Source organism: Mucilaginibacter sp. SG538B, assembly GCF_013376065.1.
Classification (GTDB): domain Bacteria; phylum Bacteroidota; class Bacteroidia; order Sphingobacteriales; family Sphingobacteriaceae; genus Mucilaginibacter; species Mucilaginibacter rubeus.
Genome location: NZ_JABMJI010000002.1, coordinates 1,186,904 through 1,209,153 on the forward strand (window position 1 = coordinate 1,186,904; position 22,250 = coordinate 1,209,153).

The following is a 22,250-nucleotide window of genomic DNA, read 5'->3' on the forward strand; positions in this document are numbered from 1 at the left end:
TATGATTGATACATTCTATATAGGGGCATATTGGAAAGATAGAAAACAATTGCTTGATAGTGTAATTGATCCAACGGTTCAAACCCTAAAAAGACTATGTGAAATTGACGAACATTTCCTGAACTTATATGAGCTGGGAATGAGCCGGAAGCAAGCATTAGAGTGTAGAGTTTCCCTCTCTCCTGAATATATAAAGAAATTATACCAGGGAGGATTAAAAAAGAACGATTTGGACCAAAATGGCTATAGTAAAATAGGCTATAGATTATCACTTTGGACAGGACATAAAGATGGAGAAGCGAGTAACGTATCTTTTGGAGTTGGTAAGAGTTCTGAGAGATTGAGTAATGTCTGTCTAATTGAAATGCCCGCAGAGGGACCTGCAAGGGATAGACTACTTACTTTAGCCAAAGTAAAACAAATCATGAAGGTTCTGATTGAAAATTGGCAACCAGATGTAGTAGTTCTAAATTCAAAGGAGTTGTCGAATGCATTAGATGTCGGAAATGATATTGGTTGGGTAACTTATAGAAAAGGGTTAAAAAGCAAGATAAAATTGAAATCTGATATTATAACCCAAGTCAACTTTATAGATGGATATCTATTTTATTTAAATTCTGATGTTGTCTATAATTACGATTTGATGAACAGTCTTGCCGCACTTAAATAATAGGTGTCATTCAATGAGATAATGTGGACAAAGCCCCTTAACCGGGGCTTTTTTCATGTATGGGCGTATGTCTTTTGGGTTTTGGTGTCCCTCACTGGTGTCCCTCACTGGTCGAAGTTTAGCGAAAGCATAACTTCGACCTAAAACACAGCAAGCATCCTGCCCGTTTACACAATCTGTTATGGCAGTAATACTAATATCAAGGTCTATAAGAAGGTCAACAATCAAAAAAGAGCATATCCAATCAGTAAAAAACTGCTCAAATATGCTCTTTAATGCTTGTGTTCAAGTCGGGATGGCGGGATTCGAACCCACGACCTCCAGCACCCCATGCTGGCGCGATACCGGGCTACGCTACATCCCGAAATAAATGTATGGCCGGGCTGCAAATATAATTGTTGCAGGGATATTTCAAAATGTAAATGAAGCCTATTTGCTCTTTCTGCCTGCAATGAACAGAGCGATACCTATGATTACAGTCGGAACCCAATATATAAATGAAAACTCTCCAAGTTTAGAAACGAGTGGGGTCAAGGCCTCTCCCTGATAGGTGAACATGCCAGCGCCACAGATTAACATCCCTATCCCTAAAAGAAAGATAAGTAGCCCTGCCATTCGAGTACGTGACATATTGGTTTATAATTGATTCTCAAATGTAATAAGTTAGTTTGCTATTTAACGGTACAAACATTGCAACTCCCCAACGTATGCCTTAACCAGAGCTGTTGTTTCCAAAACAGCTATATCGTTATAAAATGAACTTTAAACCCCTGCCCGGGCGATTACTTAACGGGCTAATCCCTCCCAATAAACTGACAGGATCTTGTCAGTGTTCAATTTTTAAAAACCGGGTGTTCAATGTTTTAAAATGAAAATTTGCAACTCGTTGATTATCAGCGCTTGTTTGTTCAAGTCGGCTTTTAAAGCATTTTAGCCAAAATGTAAGTTGTTGATAATCAATTGCATTCTTTTGCAAAAGAAAAGCAAGTGTTCACATTTTTAAAAATTGAACACTTGCAGATCCGCCCGGAAATGGGGCCGGTAAAGCCGAATCACCTCATCATCAGTGGCTCGGTATGGGTAATTGAAAATTTCCCGGATAGTTTTAGGGGTGTTCCGTACTCGTTATAATAAACCCTGCCTGCTGCCTTTATTTCTTTCGACTGGCTGCCGTTTAATGGATGAACAAGACAGGTTATTGAAAAGTCGGCACCGGTGTTAAATGATTTTTCAACAGCATCCATAAATGCGGCCTGGTGCCGGGGATCAACAATATGGATGGCCTCATTTAAAACGGGCTTTGTATTTTCCGGAAAGCCGAAGAGCTTTAAACCATATTCGGAAAGCGTAATCTCTTTGCTGCTGAAATCCAGCGACCAATCCCAAAGGGTATGATCGTAGACCATTGTTAATTCAACACTATCCAATATTTCTGATAACTGGCCATTAAGTCTTTCCGATTTCATGTACGAAAGCTCCAATTTTTCGCCCAGAGCCAAAAGCTCGTTTCTTAGCGTAGCTATTTCATTATTTAAAGCGGCGTTTGTTTTGAGCCCGGCGCTATCTGCCGTCGTCAGCGCAGACTCGTCTTTTTCGTCAGGTAAGTCCCCAACTGGCTGCAGCTTATAACTTTTCTTTCGACGGGTTAACAAAATGTTAATATATAAAAGGCAAAATATTGCGGCATAAAATAAAATATTTTGCCAAACGCCACCTACACTAAAGTAGTCAAATATGGATTTATCGAGTTGGATCGGAGTGGTCATGATAGGGCTGTGGCTAAATTAATGCAAGGTAATAATTAACTATACGCTTAACAATCCGTGAAAACACCTATTCTGCGCTAATTTACACAGCAATGATTAATCTATGATTAAAAAAACCAATGGCGTATTGTATCCGCTATTTTGTAATAAACCTTTATAATTTATTTATAACACCAACGGCCGACTAAGTTATGTGCCTAAGAAAAATTCGGCGGGCAGGATATAATATTTTATATAAAAAATCAGTTTATATTCTACCTGTAAACCATTAAAAATATTCACTATCGGTGCGTATGAGTTAACGTATCGACGCTGAAAATGGTATAAAAAAAAATCATGTAGTTATAATCCCGCTTTGAGCGGATATGTGGGCATTTATAGCAAAAGCTACTATTGTTATTTTATTGACGGCTCTGTATCTTGTTGACTTCCTTAATAAATTATGAACCGGTCATTTATATATAGTTTAAAAGTTTGGTTACTGATGGTGATCATAGCACCATTGCTCCATCTTGTGCTGTCATGGTTTATTATCGAGAACCCTGAAATAAGCCTTATCGCGGAGATCCAAAAAGACTATATCATTTTTGCAGATATGGTTCTGCTGCTTACTATTCCTTTCGCCTTTGTATTTTGGGTGGCCGTATACTCTTTATCAAAAAAGAGAGAGCCGTTTTATGTAAAGCAGGTTTTAACCATAGCTATATTGATAATTACTATGCTCCCGTTTTTTGAATTACTTTTTGAGAAAAATGTTTCGGCTGTATCTTCTATAGCAGTAATTATATTTCCATATTCAATTACGGGGATAGCCGGTATTTGGCTGCATAAGTTCGAATCTCCAGATTTTGAGGAAGAAACAGTTGAAGAGCGGGAATAAGATATTCCCAATTTTGCCTATTATCATTGTTTAAAACCATGTATTTCCCAATAAAGGGGGGGATTCAATTTTAATTGTCATAAACAATTAACATTTTATTATTATTGCTTTAATTTTTAACTTAAACCAACACGTGTTATATATAATACATGGCTTTTGCGTTTAATAAGGCGTGTTTATTTAACGTTTTCCACATGTAGTATGGCCTCGACAGAAAATTATGAACTTTTGCTTGGCAAAATCAATACTTTCATCCGGAAGTATTATTTCAATAATTTTCTGCGCGGATTGATATTTTTAGGTGCCGGCCTTTTCTCTGCCTACGTTGTTATTACCCTGAGCGAGTATTTTGGCAATTTCAGTATCCTGCTGCGTACCATTCTTTTTTACTTTTTTATCCTGCTTAATACTGTACTGGTTTGCTGGCTGGTTTTGCCATCATTGCTGGCCTGGCTTAAGCTGGGCAAAACTTTAACGCATGATGAAGCTGCCGAAATTATTGGCAGGCATTTTAACGATGTTCATGATAAACTGCTCAATACCCTGCAGCTAAAAAAACTTGCTGCCGAAGATGAAAGCCACCGTGCACTCATCGAGGCCAGTATCGACCAAAAGATAGAGGCGCTTAAACCGGTAAGCTTTCCATCGGCTATCAACCTTAAAGAAAACACCAAATATTTAAAATGGGCGCTTGGTCCGCTGGGGGTAATTATCATTATTGCTTTAGCTGCGCCTTCTGTATTAACCGAAAGTACTAAAAGATTGATCAGGCATAACGAATATTTTGTTCCTGCTGCTCCGTTCAGGTTTATTGTATTGAACAAAACACTTTCCGTTGTGCAGGGGAGTGATTTAAAGCTCGACCTTAAACTGGAAGGCGATAAGCTGCCCGCAGATGTTTATGTTGAAACAGGGGAGAATACGTTTAAATTGGATAAGGATAACATCAGCCGTTTTCATTACCAGTTTAGCAACCTGCAGCAAAATACCCGCTTTAAGTTTTCGGGTAATGGCTTTAGTTCGGCTGTTTACGAAATCAAGGTAAATCAAAAGCCGGCACTGTTACACTTTGACGTTGACCTAAATTATCCGGCCTACCTCCATAAAAAAAATGAAAGGCTGCTCAATGCCGGTGATTTGACTATTCCTGCCGGCACGACTGTGAACTGGCAATTGCATACCCAATATGCCAGTACGTTGATGTTCGATATGAATGAACAAAGCCATCCGGCTGTGCAAAGCAGCGCCGATTTGTTTGAACATCGTGAACGGGTATTGAAAAATTCGATCTATAAGCTTTTACCGGTTAATGCCCTGGTGAACCAAAGTGATTCGGCTACATATCGCATCAACGTTGTTACTGACGAAGCGCCATCCATTACTATTGATGAAAAGCCGGATTCGGTAAGTATGAAAGCATTTTACTTTAACGGTAAAATCCAGGACGATCATGGTTTTTCATCGCTCACGTTTCATTATACCATCGAGGCTACAGGCAACAGCAAGGAAAGGGAATTTACCAAAAAGGTTAATGCAGATCTGTCCCAAACACAGGCCGACTTTTTTTACTACTGGAACCTCAAGGACATGGGCATTACTCCCGGCGATCATGTAAGTTACTTTTTTGAGGTTGCCGATAACGATGGCGTCTCCGGGCATAAAACAGCCCGTACAGCAAAACATACACTAAATGTCCCTGACAGCAAGGAGATTAACCAGCAGTTAAATGCCGGATCAAAGGCCATAAAAGAAAAAATGCAATCGGCTATTAAACTGGCCGGGCAGGTTGAGCGCGACGCGCAAAAGCTAAATCAAAACCTGCTGAACAAAAACACGCTCTCTTTCGATGAGAAAAAGCAGGTGGAAGACCTGATGCAAAAAAGGAAAGACCTGGAAGACATGGTGAAAGATATCCAGGCCGACAATAAAAAGAATTTATACAACCGGCAGGAAAACCAGCAGCAAACCGAAGAGATCAGGGCTAAGCAAAAACAGATAGAAGACCTGTTTAATAACGTACTTGATCAAAAAACAAAGGAGCTGCTTCAAAACCTGCAGCAAATGTTAAATGAACAGCAGAAAGATGCAACCCGCGATGAGTTATCCAAAATGCAGATGGATAATAAATCGTTAAAAAAAGAGCTCGATCGGGTGCTGGAATTGTACAAAAAACTGGAGTTTGAACAAAAGCTCAATCAAAACCTCGATCAGCTGAATAAGATAGCCGATGAGCAGCAAAAACTATCTGATCAAACCAAACAGCCCGGTGCCGACCAGAAGAATCTGCAACAGCAACAGGATAAGCTGAAGCGGGATTTTCAGGATGTGAAGAAAGGCTTCGATGAGTTGCAGAAGGTCAATGAGCAGTCCGAACGTAAATCCGATTATCAAAACCCTGAAAAAGAAACCAAAGATATTGAGCAGCAGATGGATCAAAGCGCCGGCGATCTGCAAAAAAAGGATAATTCAAAGGCATCAAAATCGCAGCAGCAGGCAGCAAAGCAAATGAAGGAGCTTGCCGCAAAAATGCAAAAGGATAGCGAGGAAGGCGAATCAAAAGAGAATGCTGTTGATGCCCAGCAGCTAAGGGAATTGTTAAAGAGTTTGGTTAATAGTTCGTTTAACCAGGAAAAGCTGATGCAAACGCTTAAAAACACCAATCTTACAGATCCGTCATATGTTACTTTATCGCAAAGCCAAAAGGACATCAAAGACAACCTGAAAACAGCTGAAGACAGCCTATATGCAATTAGCAGGAGAGTGCCGCAGATCCAATCGGCAGTAAACAAGGAGATTGCAAGCATTAACGACCATATCGACCAGGCCCTGGAGTTTTTAGGCGACAGACGTACGTTGGAAGCGAACCGTAACCAGCAATACGCCATGACATCCATGAACAACCTTGCCCTGATGCTAAGTGAAGCGCTTGAGCAAATGCAGAAAATGATGAACAAGGGTGGTAAAGGAGGCAAGGGCAAACAGCAGTCCATATCGCAACTGGCAAAAATGCAGCAGCAGCTTAATCAAAATATGCAAAAGGCCCGCGAACAGATGCAGCAACAAGGCAATCAGGGTAAAGGGCAACAGGGCAATAGCGGTAATATGAGCGAGCAGTTTGCTAAAATGGCACGTCAACAGCAGATGATACGGCAGGCTTTGCAACAAATTGACAGGGATGAAAATAAAGATGGAACAGGGGGATTGGGCAATTTGGATAAAATTTCGAAAGAAATGGAACAAACCGAACGTGATCTCGTAAACAGGAAGATTACAGATGACGCGCTAAAAAGGCAGCAGCAAATACAAACCCGGTTATTAGAGGCCGAAAAGGCCGAGCAGCAAAGAGATCAGGATCAGCAAAGGGAAAGCAATGCGGGTAAGGATTTGCCACCGGGATACATAAAGGCACTGCAGGGGTACCAACAACAAAAAGCAAAGCAGACGGAGCAGATCAGAACGGTATCTCCGGCACTTAATTTGTATTATAAACAAAAAATAAAATCTTACTTTGATCAACTTAATGCCAAATAATATGGAAGAGGCAAATGTTCAAACCAGCGAGCTATATACGTTGCAGCTGCCGTCAAAACCGGAGAGCATAACGTTGCTTGAGCAGCTGATAGAAGAAATTGCTGATAAATATCATGTGGAAGAAGATACCTTCGCCAACATGATGACCTGCCTCAATGAAGCGGTTATAAATGCCATCATGCATGGCAACAAACAGGACGAAACAAAAAAAGTGATTGTTAATGCCGAAGTCGAGCCGAAGCGTATCATCTGGACTGTTACAGATGAAGGCCCGGGATTTGACTATAATAACCTTGCTGATCCTACAGCTCCCGAAAACCTCGAGAACCTCACTGGCCGCGGCGTGTTTATCATTAAACACCTTGCCGATCAGTGCATCTTTAACGCATCGGGTAATGAAATTGAACTTCACTTTAAGATCTGATGCCCGCGATAAATTTTTTTGAAGAAGACACTACTTTTAAACCGAAACAAAAAGCACAATTAAGGCAGTGGATAAAAGAGACGGTAATTGCCGAGGGCTTTAAGCTGAGGGAGCTTAATTACATTTTTTGCTCAGACGCCTACCTGCTGCAAATAAACCAGCAATACCTTGATCATGATACCTATACCGATATCGTTACTTTTGATAATTCGGAAGTGGAGGGGGAGATAGTTGGCGATATCTTTATTTCGATAGACCGCATCCGTGAAAATGGCGCCAAATTTAAAACAGGCGAAACCAATGAGTTGCACCGTGTTATTATTCACGGCGCGTTGCACTTGTTGGGCTATACGGATAAAAGTGTTGTTACAAAACAAAAAATGACACAAAAAGAAGATGAGTACTTAGCTAAAAGAAATTTTTAGCCTTACTTTTATAGTGGATTATAAAAATCAATTGTAAAAACCATGAAAACACTGGCACTCATCATCGCCTTATTATTTGCCACCGCGCCTTCTTCGGTATATGATTTTAAACTGAAAACTATTGATGGCAAAGATTTTAGCCTGGCTAAATACAAAGGCAAAAAAGTATTGATCGTAAATACAGCTTCAAAATGCGGCTTCACCAAGCAATACGCCGACCTGGAAAAACTATCTGAACAATACAAAGGCAAACTGGTAGTAGTAGGTTTCCCGGCCAATAACTTTGGCGGCCAGGAGCCGGGCACTAACCAGGACATTAAAACCTTTTGCAAAGAAAACTTTAACGTAAAATTCCCGATGAGCGGTAAAGTAAGCGTTTTAGGTTTGGATATCGATCCGTTGTTTCAATACTTAACAACCGCTCCAAACCCTGATTTTACCGGAGACATCAAATGGAATTTCGAAAAATTCCTCATAGACGAAAACGGTAAACTGATCCACCGTTTCAGGTCGCAAACTACCCCACTATCTGAGGATATCACCAAATATCTGAACTAAGAATTTGCCTTTAAGGCACAGGCTGCCGGCGATAGTTCCGGTTGCGCAGGATAGGTTTGAACAAAATAAAGGGGCAATTGACCAATTGGTTGTTTGTCCCTTTACTGTTAAAGCGGGATTGATCCTTTAGGCTGGTGATTATAATTGTGCAAAGGTGAATAACAAGTACTCGCGAAGCCGGGCGGCAATGAATTATGGTAATGATAAGGTTTAGGCTTTAAAGATCACTAACAGGGAAGTTAATTTTAACAAGGCCTTTTAGTTTCTTCTGTTCCAGCCCGCGCCGGTAATGTAAATTATCTTCTAACAAAACTATCTGGAGCATGCTTTTCGGTAAATATAAAATGCTAATTTCCTAAATTATCCCGGCTTTCTTTATACCTATTATGGGGTATACGCTAAAGGTTCAGTTTAAGGCCGATGGATGTGCCTTTACCGTGGGCGGTATCAATTTTCAGTTCGGCGTTCAATCTTTTTGCCCGCGTGTGAATATTCCGGATGCCCATGGTTTCGTGTTTGCGCACATCAGGGTCAAATCCGCGCCCGTCATCACGGATGCTGATCTGCAGCCGGTTTTTGTAAAGATTGATTTCCAGAAACGCGTTTTGTGCCTCCGAATGTTTAACAATATTGTTTAATACTTCCTTAACAAGGAGGTATACCTGGCGCCTTTTTTCGCCGCTGATGGTAACCGGGGTTTCGCTGACGGAGGCATTTACATGGAGGTCAATATTGCTGTATTCAAATATTTTAATGGCTTGTTTATGAATAAAGCCGGCCAGGTTGCTTACTTCGTCGTTTTCAGCATCAAGGCTCCAGATAATTAACCTTACCTGGGTAGATATATCGGTAATGGCTTCATGAATAGCGTCAATCTCCTTAAAAGCAGGCTGATCGGCTGTTTTGCGGCTGAGCAATTCGGTCCTGAGCTTAATACCGGAGATGCTTGCCCCTAAATCATCATGCACCTCACTGCTGATGCGCTGTCGTTCGCGCTGCAGGGCAAGGGCATTTTCATAGTCCTTTTTTTGTAAGCCGATGATGGATTGATAATATTTCCGTACCAGCAGGAAAGCGATGATTATGGTACTTAATACAGCCACCACCTGCAGCCACAGCTGTTGGTACCATAAAGGCATAACGTCAAATTTAAAAATGAGCGGCTGGCTTAACTGGTTAAAACGGTCGGCAGCCAGGGCTTCTAACTCATAGTTTCCGGGGGGCAGCAGGTCGAACCGTTTTTCGCCGGAAGGCGCGACGCTCCAATTTTTATCAACCCCCTTAAGCCTGAAGCGGTATTGTATTTTGCCCATGCTTTTGTAGGATAGGGCAACGCAGTTAAATACAACAGGCCGGCCGTAAGTAAAGCTGTTTTGAGTTCCGGGTATCCCATCATTAATCAACACCGGTTTAGGCAGGGCGGTGTTCCCTAAATTTTGAGTAACGGCTATGCCCTGATCTGTAGCTATATAATAATCATGACCGTTCTGTACCACATCGGCAACGTTATCCGAGGGGAGCCCGTTACTGGTATTGAGTAAACTTATCCGGTAATTTTGATAATGATTATAGAAGCTGATAATGCTTACACCGTTTGCGGTGCAGACCCATAGTGTATTGTCATCTGTCCATACCAGTTTACGGATATCGCCTGAAAAAATAGCAGGAGATCTAAATTGAACAATTTTTTTGCCGGCCAGCAAAAACACCCCCTGAGCTTCTGTGCCTATCGCACATACTTCATTATTTGATGCCAGGCTCTTAACAACATTTATTCCTTTATTGGCTAATATCCGCACATAGGTAATATCATTAGTAGTGGGCATTAACTGGTATAACCCATAAAGTGAACCTATCAGCAGCTTGTTTTTATACCAGGTAAGAGATGTCATGCGTATAGGCTTGAATCTATAACCTTTTAGACGTTTGAACTGATTTGATATTACAACAACGGCATTTTGTGAAATAAAATACACTGTATCATGTTGATGGGTGATTCCTTTTATAGGGCCATCAAATTTTACAGGGCCTTCAAAATAACTTTCGGGATGCCATAACGCCGGGTTCTTGTTCGAAATATCTAATCTGAATATACCATTATCGGTACCAATCATGAGCCTGTTGCCCGGAATTGTAAGCAGATTGGTTATCCGGTTAAAGTCAGACCTGTCTTGATTTATAGTTATAGTACCAATCGGCGGCGTTTGATTTGCGCCAAGTTTCATATAACTCAGTGTGCTTAAAACATGCCCGGTAAAAAGGTAGCCTCCTGCAATGGCCAGTTTTAAAACATCTTCATTGGCCAGCCCGCTTTCTTTGTTAATGATTTTTACTTCGGGGTTAGTACTTAAAAAGAAGCCTTTGTCATAACTGCCAAACCATAAATTATTTTCCCGGTCAATAACCGTGGCGGTAGTGATGTTATTATTAAGGTAATTTTTCCGTTCGCCGGTAAGATAGTTAATAATGTAGGTGCCCTGTTTTACCGTTGTAACGGCAAACGTATTTTTGCCGGTAAGGTAAACCGAAGTCACATTGCCGGTAAAATAGATTTTATTGAGGGGGATGATCCCGCTTTTTTGATACCGATAAACATGTACCCAGTCTTTAGTTATCAATAACAAATAATTTTGCTGTAAAGCCAACCGGTAAGGTTTGGTATTGGTATTGGCGGTTTGAAAACTTAACTGGCCGGCCTTAAGCTCTTCTTCGAGGATATCAAGATCATTTTCAGATAGGACGATCTCTTCTCCGTCAGAACCATAAATGTACCCGTTCAAATGCCTTATGGCATGTCTTTCCGATTTTAACTCTTCAAAATGATATACTTTGGTACTAAGCCTGTAATTTACACAGAGCTCATTATAGCGGTTAAAAAAGAAATTGGCGAAGGGTGAAACGATTACTTTTTGAGGCGAATTAAGCTTATGGATAAGTCCGTTTTCATAATAACAAACCCGGTAGTTATTACAGTAAAAAAAGATCCGGTGATAATTATCCTCGGCAATCCGGAAACACTCATTGTTTTCCAGCCCATCGGCCGATGTGAAGTTTTTAAAATGCTGGCCGTCAAACCTGCTTACGCCTTTATCGGTGGCCAGCCAGATAAAACCCCTGCTGTCCTGCATTAAATAGTTAACCCTTGAACTGGGCAGGCCATCAGGGGCGCTATAATTTTTCAGGTAAACTAACTGATATGGAATGCCGGCATATACCCGGCCCGGGAATAGAAACAGCGTTAATATTAAAAGTTTAAAAAAAGGGCTTTTTAGCGGCATTCTATAATTTGTATCAATTTAACATTGCTGCTTTTATCAATACGCAATGATACGGAGCGTAAGGCTTTTGTGTTGCTATATCACCGATAAATTTAAAAAGAAATGATACATAGTTATATCCATCTAAATATAGGCAGCTCGCCTGTAAATATTTATTATATAAGTGTCCCGGCTCATACACATAAGTTGTGTGCCCCGGCCGTTCGGCTTGTGGGGACGCACCGGTCTCTGCTTAAGTTATCTTCGGTAGAAGTTATCTCTGTGAACAAAATGGCCTTCAATTTTATGGTAATAGCCAAAGTGACAAGACAATCACAAATCTTTAGTTAAAACAAAACTTTTCCATATTTTTGGCTCGTCAACAAATGATAACAGCAAACATTAAATATGGCACAGTTGGGACATCAAAATCCCTTACTCGCAATATCCTTGCGTCGGAGCCATTTTTCAATGATTCACCACCAGCTCTTTTTTGCTAACAGATCATCGATTATTCTATCGGGTCTGAATTTTTTCAACACTATTTTCAAAACAATTTATTCAATGCGGGCAATTGCAGGTATTGTTATGCTTTGCCCAACCTATTCTTAATTTAGCAAAAAATGAAAAAGACGTTTGTTCTATTGCACATAGCCGTAATACTTGCCGGCTTTACCGGGGTGTTTGGTAAACTTATTTCTTTAAATGAATACCTGCTTACCTGTTACCGTACCCTGTTCTCTTTTTTATTCCTGATGATTATGGTATGGATCAAAAAGCCACAATTTAAGTACTCATGGAATAACATAACGGAAATGGGTAAGGCTGGATTACTAATTGCCTTTCACTGGGTGTTCTTTTATGCCAGCATCAAATATTCCAACGTTTCTGTAGGCGTAGTTTGCTATTGCCTCACCAGTTTTTTTACTGCATTTCTGTCTCCGCTTATCAACAAAAAACCTTTCAATATTACTGAACTGCTGCTAAGCATGCTTACCCTTGCCGGTATCGGTTTGATATTTCATTTTGATACCTCATTCAGAACGGGGATCATACTCGGTGTAATATCATCTTTCCTGGCATCACTTTATACCATATTGAACGAGCGTCTGGTTAAAAAGTATGATTCAACCGTTATGAACTTGTATCAGATGCTGGTTGGATCTGCCGCGCTAATACTGGCCTCACCGCTATATCTTTATTTTTTCCCCTCAAAAACGATACTACCAGGCACATTAGATATCATTTATTTGCTGCTTTTATCGCTTTTTTGCACGGTTGGCCTTTATGTTATGGTGGCCGAGGTTTTGAAGAAAATGTCTGCCTTTACGGTTAATCTAACCTTTAACCTGGAGCCTGTTTACAGTATTTTACTGGCAATGATTTTATTTAATGAATCCCGGCAACTCAACGTATCCTTTTATGCAGGCCTGTTGATCATTATAATATCCGTGATTTTGCAGGCAGGGTTAAACCGAAGGAAAAGGACGGAGCAGGCGATGTAATCAAGAAGCACGTCATTGAGCGTAGCGCGGCAATCGCATACTATACAGAGCGGCTATGCTTCCGTGCGATTGCCGCGCTACGCTCAGTGACATGTTGTTTCAGCCCTGCTCAGATATCCTGGCTGCGGCCCGCGCCGGTAAGTCCAGATTGCCATCCTGTTTAATGAGGTTAAGTTTATGTTTGGTAATGGTCCATTTGCCGTCAGTTTCAATAAGTTCGGTATCATAGGTGCCTTCAACAATCCACAGTTCATCACCAATAAAATGATCGGCTTTGCCATAATAATGAACAAGCGCTGCCGAACCATTCTGCATTACATAAAAATCGGCCAGTTGATGGTGGGTTCTGTCGAAGCCGGGCAAAAATCCACGCCACGCCGCAATAATACCTTCGGATGGTACAACACTTGCCGGATTGCCGGTCATCGAACTATAGTCAAGCTCTACATTCTCGGCAAGGGTGTTTTTTATCTTGTCCCAGTCGTGCTCATCGGCCCCGGCGAATAAGGCTGTTATGGTTTCAATTATTTGGTCTTTCATGGTTTTGCATAGGTTAAATTCACTCAAATATCAATTATCCGGCTCATTTTACATATTAACAACAATCTTTTATATAAACTTGTACTGTTATTGGTTGTTTTCCCAAAACGGCCCACCATAAAACATGAGTCAGGATTTTTACCAACATATATTTGCCAAACAGCAAAAGCTGGAGGCTGTGCCTTCAAACAGGGAGATTACAGCGTGGGCACTAAAAGTGATCCATTTGCTATATCCCGAACAAACCGGGCAGCAATACGCTTCGGTTGAGGAACTGAAGGATGAATTTTTAAGGCTGGAGAATGAACTTTGTGACATTATGCATGCAACAAAGGCCTGTAGCAATTGCGATACCTCAAAGCTGGCCAAAAAGTTTTTTGAAGGCCTTCCCGACTTGTTCCGTATTCTGAATACCGATATCCAGGCTATTTTTAACGGAGACCCTGCCGCGCGCAGTGAGTTTGAAGTAATCCGTACTTATCCGGGCTTTTATGCTATTTCGCTTTACCGGGTGGCGCATAGCCTTTATATCGATGATATTCCGCTGTTACCAAGGATCCTTACAGAATATGCGCATTCTAAAACAGGGATAGATATTCATCCTGCTGCCCAAATAGACGAGTATTTCTATATAGATCATGGTACCGGTATTGTTATTGGCGAAAGCTGTAAAATAGGTAAGCATGTAAAGCTGTACCAGGGCGTTACTTTAGGTGCTTTAAGTGTGGATAAAAGTATGGCCAATACCAAGCGGCACCCAACGGTGGAGGACAATGTGGTGATTTACTCGGGGGCCACCATTTTAGGCGGCGAAACCATTATCGGGCACAACAGTGTGGTAGGAGGGAACGTTTGGCTCACCAAGAGTTTACCGCCAAATTCAAGGGTATACCATACTCCCAATCACCGGATCCTGAAAAGGTTGAGCATTAAATTGTTCGGACACAAGAAATAAAACATTTACCTATAAAAATTATATAATGGCTTCATTGATAGACCTGATAGGCAACACGCCTATGGTAGAAATTAAAAAGCTGAACCCAAATCCAAAAGTGCGGATCTTCGCCAAGCTGGAAGGCAATAATCCGGGCGGCAGCGTAAAAGACCGTGCGTCGCTCAACATGATCAGAAGTGCTATTGAGCGCGGCGATATTAAACCCGGCACTAAGCTCATTGAAGCAACCAGCGGAAATACCGGTATTGCATTGGCTATGATTGCAAGGTTGTTTGACCTGGAAATAGAGCTGGTGATGCCGTCCAACTCCACCCGCGAGCGTACGCTTACCATGGAGGCCTTTGGCGCTAAAGTTACGTTGCTTGAAGGGATAGAGCTTTGCCGCGATTATGCCGAAGAAAAAGCCGCCACTGGCGAGTATTTTTTGCTGAATCAATTTGCTAACCCAGATAATTACAGGGCCCACGTAAAAACAACAGGCCCCGAAATTTGGCGGGATACCGAAGGCACGATCACCCATTTTGTAAGTGCGATGGGTACTACCGGCACCATCATGGGTTGTTCAAGATATTTGAAAGAGCAAAACGCCAACGTACAGATAGTAGGTTGCCAACCGGTTGAAGGCTCTTCCATCCCCGGCATCCGCAGGTGGCCCGAAGAATACCTGCCCAAGATTTTTGATGCCAAACGGGTTGACAGGGTAATGGATATTTCGCAGGAAGAAGCGACTCAAATGGCCCGCCAAATGGCTAAGGTTGAAGGCGTATTTGCAGGCATGAGCAGCGGCGGTGCACTATCTGCGGCTGTAAGGCTTGCTCAAGAACTGGAAGAGGGACTAATCGTTTTTATTTGCTGTGACCGGGGCGACAGGTATTTGAGCAGCGAGTTATTTGGATAAATACCGATGGAACCGACAGAGGATAGTAATAATTATAAATACGGCGTATTTTATTACAACAAAGATGATAGCCGGATCATTGTGCCCAAAAGAATTAAGTACATGGGCTGGACAGTGAATTTTGCCCACCCGTTAAGTTATTTGATTATAGGCGGATTACTGGCTGTGGTAATTGTAGCATGGATAGTTGCCCCGCAGAAATAAATACGTATTGTTCATAAACTTGCGCCCGTTTGTAACGGGTGCTTAATATGGTATGGCGTTTGTAACGCAATTACCGGCGCTTAAGTTAGAAATGTAAGCGCGTTTTAAGCACTTTATCACAGATGTTCTCGCGGCCGGTTTGCAAGATTTTACAACACCTCTAACTCCTTCAGCTTTATCTCTAAAGCTTCGGCTGATGTAAAGTGGATGCATTTGATGCCCATCTTTTCTGCCGCTAAAATATTACGGTAATTATCGTCAATAAATAAAGCCTCATCTGCATTTACATGGTAACGATCAAGCAGCGTTTGATAAAAGGCAGGGGTGGGTTTACGCATTTTTTCGGCGCCGGATACCACAATGCCATCAAACCATCCTAAAAAATCGAAACGCTCCTGGGCCATCGGAAAAGTCTCGGCCGACCAGTTGGTCAATGCGTAGATTTTGTATTTACCGCTTTCTTTTAATTGTTTGAAGATATCTACCGTATCGTGAAAAGGATCGCCAAGCATCTCTATCCAGCGGGAATAAAAAGCACGGATATTAGCTTCGTGCTCCGGAAACTGGGCTACAAGTAAATCTGTACCTTCTTGTAAGGACCGGCCGGCATCCTGCTCCTCATTCCAGTCAGAGGTACAAATATTAGCCAAAAAGTCTATCATTTCCTGTTCATCAGCAAACAGGGTGCGGTACATATAATGCGGGTTCCAATCGATTAGAACGGCCCCCAGATCGAATATTATGGTGTTGATCATTTTTTCTTTGCGTGGGTTTCATGAACCTCGGCCTTTGTAACTACCGAATCTTTCAAAAAAACAACAAGCGTTTGGGTATAAATCAATTTGCCTTTGCTGTATTCTCTGTCAAGGTCGTATACCATGCTGTCTTTACTGCTTAATTGAGGACGGTGGAGCAAATGGATCACCTGTTGATATTTAAGATTATTAAGCTGTTTACTTTCAATCAGGTCATTAACCATACCCGGGCGATAAGCGAACGTAAGGCCATCTCCATCATCCCATTTATCACGGTCGAACTTTTGTTTACGGCTGCAGGCGGTTAGGCAAACTGCCAGGAGGCAGATAAATATCAGGGTTTTGCTAAGCATTTTATGTTTCGGTATTGAAGTCGGCCATATTTCAACTGCCTGTTATTGCGTAGCTTTCCCACGACCGAAAAAGGGTGTCATGCTGAGCCTGTCGAAGCATGGTGGCAGGCCTCTCCGCGCGAGTCTTCGACAGGCTCAGACTGACAGGCCTACCCAGCTTTCTGCAATAACGGGTAGTTGTTGGTTTTCCAGCAGCTAAAAATACTGAAATTAATTAACCCCTAAAAGATAGCCTTTAAAATCAGCAAAATCTTTACTAATGGCTACTGCGAGCTTGGTTTTTGCTTCCAGTTCTTTTACCTGTTCCGGTACTTCAATTTTAGCAGCAACCTCATCGCTAAATACGTCAGGGAATTTACAAGGATGTGCGGTTGAAAGGAATACACCGGCGGTGTCAACAGCGGCATGGTCCTGCTTATAATCGGTTAAAGCCTGCCATGCGATAGCAGTGTGTGGGCAAACCACATAATTATAGTTATCAAATACCCAGTTGATGGCTTTTACAGTTTCCTCGTCATCGTACTTAAAGCCAACAATCAATTCTTTAAGCGCTTCGGTGTCGTTTTTAAACAGGTCGGCAATGCGTACCCAGTTACTTGGGTTGCCTACGTCCATTGCGTTAGATAAAGTTGCTACCGATGGTTTGGGTTGATAAACGCCGGTTTTTAGAAACTCAGGCACGGTATCATTGACATTGGTAGCCGCAATAAATTTTTCGACAGGTAAGCCCATTTTCCAGGCTAACAAACCTGCGCCTATATTACCGAAGTTGCCGCTTGGCACAGAGAAAACTACTTTTTTAATGCCTTGCCTTAATAGCTGTGCATATGCATTGAAGTAATAAAAAGTTTGCGGAACTAAACGTGCAATATTGATGGAATTGGCGGATGTAAGGCGGAATTTTTCGTTTAGCTCATCATCAACAAAAGCCTGTTTTACCAATGCCTGGCAATCATCGAAGGTTCCGTCAACCTCAAGGGCACGGATGTTTTGACCATTGGTAGTTAGTTGCTGCTCCTGAACGCCGCTTACCTTGCCTTTAGGATAAAGGATGGTAACACGGGTATTGGGGACACCTAAAAAGCCAAGAGCCACCGCACCGCCGGTATCGCCACTGGTAGCAACCAGTACGTCAAGCTGTTTTTCGCCGGGCTCAAGGAAATAGCTCATTACGCGGCTCATAAAACGAGCGCCAAAATCTTTAAATGCCAGTGATGGGCCGTGGAAAAGCTCGAGGACATATACATTGTCTTCCAGCTTTACAATAGGAGCAGGGAAGCTGATAGCATCATCGATCAGCGCTTTCAGATCAGCTTCGGGGATAGAATCGCCAAGCAGGTTTTGGGCTACTTTAAAAGCGATTTCGGGCAAGGTATATTTATCAAGATTGTCGATAAAATCAGCATCCAAACGTGGAATGCTGTAAGGCATATACAAGCCTTTATCCTGCGGCATGCTGTTAAAAACCGCGTCTTTGAACGATACTTCAGATAGGGTATTATTGGTACTGTAGAGTTTCATTTTTGATTTCGGAATTCGGATGTTCGATTTCGGATTTAATTCTTTACGGACTTCTCCATCCCGCCATTGCGAGGTACGAAGCAATCGCGAACTATACAAAGCGGCTCTGCTAATCGGGGATTGCTTCGTGCCTCGCAATGACGAGGCTTTTTATGATGTTGACTTAATACTTGCGACTTAGAACTTCAGACTTGGGACTACCCCAAAACCTTCGGTCCGGCGTCATTTATAGTTGATACGTAGCTATTGGATCCGATTTTTAAATCGGTTAAGTGCTGTTGCAGCTTTTGGGTGATGGCTCGTGCGGTGGCTTCGTCTTTGGTAAAAGCAAAAACAGACGGGCCTGATCCTGAGATGCCAAAGCTTACCGCACCAAGTTCCATAGCCATTTCACGCATTTTATAAAAGTCTGGGATCAGCATAGAGCGTACTGGCTCAACGAGCACATCTTTCATACTGCGGCCAATCAGGTCGATATCCTGCATAAATAAACCGCTTACTAAGCCGGCAATATTGCCCCACTGGGTAACGGCATCCTTCATCTGGATGTTTTTACGGATTATTTGGCGGGCCTCTCTTGTAGGTACATCAACATCAGGGAATACGATGGCGCACCACAGGTTTTTAGGATGCGGCAGCCTTACCACATCAAGCGGCTCATAACTACGGATCAGCACAAAACCACCAAACAGGGCAGGAGCAACGTTGTCCGCATGGCCATGACCGCAGGCCATTTCCTCGCCCTTCATAGCAAAAGGAAGCAGTTTTATAGGGTCGGAATCATCGCCCAATAAAGTCTTAATAGCAAACAAACCAGCAACTGTGCTGGCCGAGCTTGAGCCCAGGCCACTGCCGATTGGCATTTTTTTGTGTAACTCAATATCCAAACCAATATCTGTCCGGCCAACACTTTGCAAATAATGCTGCACGCTCACGCTGACGGTATTCTTCGCCGGATCAAGCGGCAGCCTGCCGTCATCGCCGGTAATTTTGCTGAGAGTGATGCCAGGTTTGCCTGTGACGCGCATGATTACCTCATCGCCAGGTTCATCAACCGCAAAGCCCAGCACGTCAAAACCGCAAACCACATTGGCTACAGTAGCCGGAGCAAAAACGTGGATGCTGTCGCCCCCCCCGCCCCCTAAAGGGGGAGCTGCTTCTGGGGCGGCTTTAACTTCTTCTAAATTATTTTCCATATTAAAAATATCAAACTATAGTTCCCCCTTTAGGGGGTTAGGGGGCTATTAATTTGCGCCCACATTTATTAAATCAGCAAATACGCCCGCGGCGGTTACTTCGGCGCCTGCGCCGGGGCCTTTTACAACCAGCGGGCGTTCGCGGTACCTGTCGGTAGTAAAGGATATGATATTATCACTGCCCGACAGCATGTAGAACGGATGGTTTTCATCAACCATTTGCAGGGTTATAGTTACTTTACCTTCCTCTAACTTGCCAATGTAACGCAATACTTTGCCGTCTTTTTCGGCTGCATCTTTAAGTTTGGCAAAATGCGCGTCTTCGGTTTTTAATGTTGCATAAAAATCCTCAACAGTTTTAGCTTCAAGGCTCGCTTTTGGCAGCACGCTTTCTATTTCAACGTCGGCCTCTTCCATAGCATATCCGGCATCGCGGGCAAGGATGAGCATTTTGCGCATAAAATCCTTACCGCTAAGGTCATCACGCGGGTCTGGTTCGGTATAGCCTTTGTCCTGGGCTTCTTTTACCACATCGTGGAAATTGGCATCGCCTTTAAAGTTATTAAAGATGAACGATATAGTGCCCGAAAGTATTGCTTCGATACGCTGCACTCTGTCGCCGCTGTTCATCAGGTTTTTAAGGGTATTGATGATTGGCAAACCGGCACCAACGTTGGTTTCGTAGAAGAAATCAACGCCATGAGCGCGTGCGGTATCTTTAAACGTGCGGTACTGCTTATAACTGCCCGAGTTGCCTATTTTATTACAGGTGATCACCGAGATATTGGCTTTAAAGATCTCCTCGTAAAAACCGATAGGAACGGGACTTGCAGTGTTGTCAATAAATACACAGTTTGGCAGGTTCATTTCTTTCATCCGGTTGATGAACGATTGCAGATCGGCTTCATAAGGCGACGATTGCAGGTCATTTTGCCAGGTATCTAAAGAGATGCCATCACTATTGAACGTCATTTTGCGGGTATTGCTGATACCGGCTATTTTAACCTGGATGCCGTTGTTATCTTTCAGGTATTCGCTATGGGCGTTCAATTGATTAAACAATGTTTTGCCGATGTTGCCGGTACCCAGGCAAAACGCATGCAGGGTTTTGGTCAACTGTACAAAGAAGGCGTCGTGCACGGCGTTCAAGGCTTTTGACAGATCGTTCGCCGAGATGATCACCGAGATGTTATATTCTGATGAGCCTTGTGCTATAGCCCTTACGTTAACACCGTTACGGCCCAGCGCATGGAACAACTTGCCCGACATGCCCGGAGTTTGTTTCATGTTTTCGCCAACAATGGCCAGGATGGCCAGATTCTTTTCGATAACCAGATGTTCCAATTTTTTGGCGGCAAGCTCCAGTTCAAACTCCTGTTCGATAACCTGTTTTGCCCTGTCTGTATCTTGCGGCTGAACTGCAAAAGTAATGCTGTGCTCAGATGACGATTGGGTGATCAGGATTACGTTGATTTGCTCGCGGGCAAGCAAGGAGAACAAGCGGCCGCTAAAGCCCGATTTGCCTACCATGCCGCTACCCTCCAAATTGAGGATGCTGATATTATTGATAGATGAGATCCCTTTGATGGGCAGGGTAGAGGCCTTGCAATCATGCCGGATCACCGTCCCTTCAAACTCAGGCTCAAAGGTATTTTTGATCACGATAGGGATCTTTTTTAGAAATGCCGGGATCATGGTTGGCGGATAGATCACTTTGGCGCCGAAGTAGGAAAGCTCCATGGCTTCGGTATAAGTAAGCTCGGTTAAAGAGAACGCTTTTTTAACCATGCGCGGATCAGCGGTCATCATACCGTTAACATCTGTCCAGATTTGAACCTCCTGAGCATTTAACGCTGCGCCGAATATGGCTGCAGTATAATCAGACCCACCGCGACCTAATGTTGTAGTTTGCCCTGCATCGTTTGAGGCGATGAAACCGGTAACGATCAATGTTTTGCCTTTGTTTTCGGTATACAGGCCTTGTACCAGCCTTTCGGTAAGCTCGGTGTTTACCTTAGCATTGCCGAAAGCGCTGTCGGTTTTAATTACATCAGCAGCATCAACAAAAAGTACATCGCCAAAATGCTGGGCTGCAATTTTGCTCACCATCAGTGTTGAGCAGCGCTCGCCGAAAGCCAGCACCTGGTCGCGGGTTTTAGGCGTAAGTTCGCGAAGGGTAAGCACGCCCTGTAAAAGTTCTTCCAGTTGGTTGAAGTGAATTTTTAAACGGGTAAGCGCCGGGTTTTGGTTTTGCACATCCAAAAGGGCTTTAACCGTATCAAAGTGACGTTTCTCCAATTCGGCTAAGCCTGCGGTAAACTCTTTGCCGTTTGCCGCATCTTCGGCCATGGCCGAAAGCAGGTTGGTTACACCGCCCATGGCTGACAATACCACCACCGGCTTTTCTTCATTTTTTACTTCATCCTTCAGGATGCTTAACAGGGTTTGGATGCTGCTTACAGATCCAACGGAAGTACCTCCGAATTTTAAAACTTTCATTTATGGGTTAGTAATCGTTCTGTAACAAAAAAACCTTCCTCTTTGCGGAGGAAGGTTTTTCTTTTGGCTTTCATTTTATGTTTTACACCATACGATTATCTTCCTCCGAGGTTTATACCGGTGGTAATAATAATTGTAGAAATGGTGTTGTTAATTGTCATATATAATGTCTGTAAAGTAAGTAGATTATTTTCTGATTTGCAAGGAATATTTAACAAATTATGATTTTCGTAATAATTATCAGGTAGTTGGGTGAGTAAATGATGGATTTGATAATGAGGAAGGTAAGTAAAAGGTTTTATCAAGAGTTGTG

18 protein-coding genes and 1 tRNA gene are annotated in these 22,250 nt (G+C 42.6%); 10 read left to right on the forward strand and 9 right to left on the reverse strand.

Going from position 1 to position 22,250, the window contains the following annotated elements; genetic code table 11:
- The first annotated feature begins 1 nt into the window (after position 1).
- The gene (locus FHW88_RS14620) at positions 2–670 is read left to right on the forward strand and encodes an Imm52 family immunity protein (RefSeq protein ID WP_176626343.1); all 669 of its coding nucleotides are present in this window, start codon (positions 2–4) and stop codon (positions 668–670) included.
- Between the two features lie 290 nt (positions 671–960).
- Here the strand turns inward: FHW88_RS14620 and FHW88_RS14625 are convergent.
- Positions 961–1,034, reverse strand: a tRNA-Pro gene (locus FHW88_RS14625).
- Between the two features lie 688 nt (positions 1,035–1,722).
- Entirely contained in the window at positions 1,723–2,436 is a 714-nt protein-coding gene (locus tag FHW88_RS14630) for a hypothetical protein (RefSeq protein ID WP_176626346.1), read from the reverse strand.
- 442 nt (positions 2,437–2,878) lie between these two features.
- Between FHW88_RS14630 and FHW88_RS14635 the strand changes: the two genes are divergently transcribed.
- The 5 genes from FHW88_RS14635 (at position 2,879) to FHW88_RS14655 (ending at position 8,254) form a co-directional block, all read left to right on the forward strand.
- Positions 2,879–3,316: a hypothetical protein gene (locus FHW88_RS14635; protein ID WP_176626348.1), complete on the forward strand. Its 438-nt coding sequence runs from the start codon at positions 2,879–2,881 to the stop codon at positions 3,314–3,316.
- Between the two features lie 201 nt (positions 3,317–3,517).
- On the forward strand, positions 3,518–6,847 hold the full coding sequence (locus FHW88_RS14640) for a DUF4175 family protein (RefSeq protein ID WP_176626350.1): 3,330 nt from the start codon (positions 3,518–3,520) through the stop codon (positions 6,845–6,847).
- A gap of 1 nt (position 6,848) precedes the next feature.
- Positions 6,849–7,271: an ATP-binding protein gene (locus FHW88_RS14645; protein WP_091174936.1), complete on the forward strand. Its 423-nt coding sequence runs from the start codon at positions 6,849–6,851 to the stop codon at positions 7,269–7,271.
- The gene (ybeY, locus tag FHW88_RS14650; RefSeq protein WP_176626352.1) at positions 7,271–7,696 is read left to right on the forward strand and encodes an rRNA maturation RNase YbeY; all 426 of its coding nucleotides are present in this window, start codon (positions 7,271–7,273) and stop codon (positions 7,694–7,696) included. The genes FHW88_RS14645 and ybeY overlap by 1 nt, the downstream gene beginning before the upstream one ends.
- Positions 7,697–7,738: 42 nt before the next feature.
- Positions 7,739–8,254 (forward strand): glutathione peroxidase, encoded by a 516-nt coding sequence (locus FHW88_RS14655; protein ID WP_091174940.1) that lies wholly within the window; start codon positions 7,739–7,741, stop codon positions 8,252–8,254.
- 398 nt (positions 8,255–8,652) lie between these two features.
- On the opposite strand, the gene FHW88_RS14660 is transcribed toward FHW88_RS14655, so the two are convergent.
- Entirely contained in the window at positions 8,653–11,532 is a 2,880-nt protein-coding gene (locus tag FHW88_RS14660) for a two-component regulator propeller domain-containing protein (RefSeq protein WP_176626354.1), read from the reverse strand.
- Positions 11,533–12,134: 602 nt separating this feature from the next.
- Here FHW88_RS14660 and FHW88_RS14665 point away from each other — a divergent pair.
- Positions 12,135–13,016, forward strand: coding sequence for a DMT family transporter (locus FHW88_RS14665; RefSeq protein ID WP_176626356.1), 882 nt, complete (start codon positions 12,135–12,137; stop codon positions 13,014–13,016).
- Positions 13,017–13,115: 99 nt separating this feature from the next.
- Here FHW88_RS14665 and FHW88_RS14670 read toward each other — a convergent pair whose 3' ends face one another.
- Positions 13,116–13,556 (reverse strand): nuclear transport factor 2 family protein, encoded by a 441-nt coding sequence (locus FHW88_RS14670; RefSeq protein WP_176626358.1) that lies wholly within the window; start codon positions 13,554–13,556, stop codon positions 13,116–13,118.
- A gap of 124 nt (positions 13,557–13,680) precedes the next feature.
- Here FHW88_RS14670 and epsC point away from each other — a divergent pair, with 124 nt between their 5' ends.
- The 3 genes from epsC to FHW88_RS14685 are packed head-to-tail and all read left to right on the forward strand — an operon-like array spanning position 13,681 to position 15,613.
- Complete coding sequence (gene epsC, locus FHW88_RS14675) at positions 13,681–14,511, forward strand: serine O-acetyltransferase EpsC (protein ID WP_176626360.1); 831 nt, start codon at positions 13,681–13,683, stop codon at positions 14,509–14,511.
- A 25-nt stretch (positions 14,512–14,536) separates the two neighbouring features.
- Complete coding sequence (gene cysM, locus FHW88_RS14680) at positions 14,537–15,409, forward strand: cysteine synthase CysM (RefSeq protein WP_176626362.1); 873 nt, start codon at positions 14,537–14,539, stop codon at positions 15,407–15,409.
- A gap of 6 nt (positions 15,410–15,415) precedes the next feature.
- A complete protein-coding gene (locus FHW88_RS14685; RefSeq protein WP_176626364.1) occupies positions 15,416–15,613 on the forward strand; it encodes a DUF5808 domain-containing protein in 198 nt (65 codons plus the stop codon).
- A 149-nt stretch (positions 15,614–15,762) separates the two neighbouring features.
- Here the strand turns inward: FHW88_RS14685 and FHW88_RS14690 are convergent, their stop codons facing one another.
- From FHW88_RS14690 to thrA, 5 genes are all read right to left on the reverse strand, one after another.
- Positions 15,763–16,368 carry an HAD family hydrolase gene (locus FHW88_RS14690; RefSeq protein ID WP_176626366.1) on the reverse strand — a complete coding sequence of 202 codons (606 nt, stop codon included), beginning with the start codon at positions 16,366–16,368 and terminating at the stop codon, positions 15,763–15,765.
- A complete protein-coding gene (locus tag FHW88_RS14695; RefSeq protein WP_091176136.1) occupies positions 16,365–16,721 on the reverse strand; it encodes a hypothetical protein in 357 nt (118 codons plus the stop codon). Before FHW88_RS14695 ends, FHW88_RS14690 begins: the two co-directional genes overlap by 4 nt.
- A gap of 210 nt (positions 16,722–16,931) precedes the next feature.
- Positions 16,932–18,242, reverse strand: coding sequence for a threonine synthase (gene thrC / locus FHW88_RS14700; RefSeq protein ID WP_176626368.1), 1,311 nt, complete (start codon positions 18,240–18,242; stop codon positions 16,932–16,934).
- A gap of 197 nt (positions 18,243–18,439) precedes the next feature.
- A complete protein-coding gene (locus FHW88_RS14705; RefSeq protein ID WP_176626370.1) occupies positions 18,440–19,438 on the reverse strand; it encodes a homoserine kinase in 999 nt (332 codons plus the stop codon).
- Positions 19,439–19,486: 48 nt separating this feature from the next.
- A complete protein-coding gene (gene thrA / locus FHW88_RS14710) occupies positions 19,487–21,937 on the reverse strand; it encodes a bifunctional aspartate kinase/homoserine dehydrogenase I (RefSeq protein ID WP_176626372.1) in 2,451 nt (816 codons plus the stop codon).
- Between the last annotated feature and the right edge of the window lie 313 nt (positions 21,938–22,250).